Source organism: Rhizobacter sp. P3_B12, assembly GCF_056402895.1.
This window is the reverse complement of the sequence record NZ_JBFUGN010001380.1, coordinates 1-1,248: the sequence shown is the minus strand read 5'-3', so window position 1 is coordinate 1,248 and position 1,248 is coordinate 1. Positions and strand designations below refer to the sequence as shown.

The following is a 1,248-nucleotide window of genomic DNA, read 5'->3' as shown; positions in this document are numbered from 1 at the left end:
CCCCGATGGACATTGCGTTGCGCATGTGGGCCTCGCCAAGCGGCCCGAGGATCATGCCGACGATCACCGGGGCGGTCGGGAAGTCGAAGCGGCGCATCACGACGCCCAGCAGCCCGATGCCGTACAGCAGGAACAGGTCGAAGGCCGACTGCCGCATGCCGTAGACGCCGACCGTCGCGAAGATCAGGATGCCCGCGTACAGCGCCGGCTTCGGGATCTTCAGCAGCTTCACCCACAGGCCGACCAGCGGCAGGTTCAGCACCAGCAGCATCACGTTGCCGATGTACATCGACGCGATCAGCGCCCACACCAGCGCCGACGAGGTCTGGAACAGCGTCGGGCCGGGCTGGATGCCATAGTTCTGGAACGCCGACAGCAGGATCGCTGCGGTGGTGGAGGTGGGGATGCCCAGCGTCAGCAGCGGCACCAGCGTGCCGGCCACCGCCGCGTTGTTGGCGGCCTCCGGGCCGGCCACGCCTTCGATCGCGCCGACGGTGCCGAACTCTTCCGGGTGCTTCGACAGCTTGCGCTCGGCGCCGTACGACAGGAAGGTCGGGATCTCGGTGCCGCCGGCCGGGATGGTGCCGAACGGGAAGCCGATCAGCGTGCCGCGCAGCCAGGCCGGCCACGAGCGCTTCCAGTCGCTCTTCGTCATCCACAGGCTCGACATCTTGTTGCGCGTCTCGTCCTGGCGGCCCTCGTACATCATCGTGTACATCGCCTCGCCGACCGCGAACAGCCCGACCGCCACCAGCACCACTTCGATGCCGTCGACCAGCTCGGGCACGTTGTACAGCGTGAAGCGCGCCTGGCCGGAGATCTGGTCGATGCCGATGATGCCGACCGACAGGCCCAGCACCAGGCTGGTCATGCCGCGCAGCGTGCTCTGCCCGAGCACCGACGATACGGTGGTGAAGGCCAGCAGGATCAGCGCGAAGTACTCCGGCGGGCCGAAGCGCAGCGCGAACTCGGCGAGGCCGGGCGCGAACAGCGTGACGAGCACGGTGGCGATCGTGCCGGCAAAGAACGAGCCGATCGCCGAGGTGGCGAGCGCCGCGCCGGCGCGGCCGCTCTTGGCCATCAGGTTGCCCTCCATCGCGGTGACCATGCTGCCGGTCTCGCCCGGGGTGTTCAGCAGGATCGAGGTGGTCGAGCCGCCATACATCGCGCCGTAGTAGATGCCGGCGAACATGATCATCGAGGCGGTCGGCTCGACGTGCGAGGTGATCGGCAGCAGCATCGCCACCG

At 68.3% G+C, this 1,248-nt stretch carries 1 protein-coding gene; it reads right to left on the bottom strand.

Going from position 1 to position 1,248, the window contains the following annotated elements:
- Positions 1–1,248 (bottom strand): tripartite tricarboxylate transporter permease (locus AC1D01_RS35410; RefSeq protein WP_477874306.1); only part of this gene is annotated, 1,248 nt, incomplete at both ends.